This window comes from Ideonella sp. B508-1, from assembly GCF_000333615.1.
Lineage (GTDB): Bacteria > Pseudomonadota > Gammaproteobacteria > Burkholderiales > Burkholderiaceae_C > Ideonella.
On sequence record NZ_BADL01000076.1, the window covers coordinates 1 to 1,441 of the forward strand.

Consider the following 1,441-nt stretch of genomic DNA (forward strand, 5'->3'; position numbering starts at 1 on the left):
CGGACGAAGACGAGAAGGAAGTCAGCCGCAAGGCCGACGACAACGAGAAGTTCGCCGCGCTGGCTTTCAAGCTGATGACCGACCCGTTCGTCGGCCAGCTGACCTTCGTGCGCGTCTACTCGGGCATCCTGGCTTCGGGCGCCAGCGTCTTCAACCCCATCAAGGGCAAGAAGGAGCGTATCGGCCGGATCCTGCAGATGCACGCCAACCAGCGTGAGGAAATCAAGGAAATTCTGGCCGGTGACATCGCCGCCTGCGTGGGTCTGAAGGACGTGACCACGGGTGAGACCCTGTGCGATCCGGAGTCCGTGATCACGCTGGAAAAGATGGTCTTCCCTGAGCCGGTGATCTCGCAGGCCGTGGAACCCAAGACCAAGGCCGACCAGGAAAAGATGGGTATCGCGCTGGGCCGTCTGGCTGCAGAAGATCCCTCGTTCCGCGTGCGCACCGACGAAGAGTCCGGCCAGACCATCATCTCCGGCATGGGCGAGCTGCACCTGGAAATCATCGTCGACCGCATGAAGCGCGAGTTCGGCGTGGAAGCCAACGTGGGCAAGCCGCAGGTGGCCTACCGCGAAACCATCCGCAAGGCGGTGGAAGACGTGGAAGGCAAGTTCGTTCGCCAGTCCGGTGGTAAGGGCCAGTACGGTCACGTCGTGCTGAAGATCGAGCCGATGGAGCCGGGCAAGGGCTTCGAGTTCGTCGACGCCATCAAGGGTGGCGTGGTGCCGCGTGAATTCATTCCCGCGGTCGAGAAGGGCCTGATCGACACGCTGCCCAACGGCGTGCTGGCCGGCTTCCCGGTGGTGGACGTGAAGGTCACGCTGACCTTCGGTTCGTACCACGACGTGGACTCGAACGAAAACGCCTTCAAGATGGCGGCCTCGATCGGCTTCAAGGACGGCTGCCGCAAGGCCAACCCCGTCATCCTGGAGCCGATGATGGCCGTGGAAGTCGAGACGCCGGAAGACTACGCCGGCACGGTGATGGGCGATCTGTCCAGCCGCCGTGGCATGGTGCAGGGCATGGACGACATCCCGGGCGGCGGCAAGATCATCAAGGCCGAAGTCCCGCTGTCTGAAATGTTCGGCTACTCGACCTCGCTGCGGTCCGCCACGCAAGGCCGCGCCACGTACACGATGGAGTTCAAGCACTACAGCGAAGCTCCGAAGAACGTGGCCGACGCGATCATCACCGCGCGCGCCAAGTAAACCCCTCACCGCCGGTGGCCTGATGGCCGCCGGCGTGTCGAGGACATCCAATGGTCTTCGGCGCCCCGCACGACGGGGTGGGCCTGCTGCCCGTGGCAGCCTGGGCCGGAGACCTTAAACGCACACGGGCAGTTGTTCTTTCTTTCGGAGATTCAGAAATGGCAAAAGGCAAGTTTGAACGGACCAAGCCGCACGTGAACGTGGGCACAATTGGTCACGTGGACCATGGC

Annotated in this window: 1 protein-coding gene and 1 pseudogene; both read left to right on the forward strand. The window is 63.0% G+C overall.

Translation table 11 applies throughout. The annotated features are described in order from the left end of the window. On the forward strand, positions 1-1,211 hold a 1,211-nt coding region (fusA, locus tag I73_RS03315), incomplete at its 5' end, for an elongation factor G (protein ID WP_022979313.1). Between the two features lie 50 nt (positions 1,212-1,261). Further along, positions 1,262-1,441, forward strand: a pseudogene (locus I73_RS33675) (hypothetical protein); the annotation flags it as partial.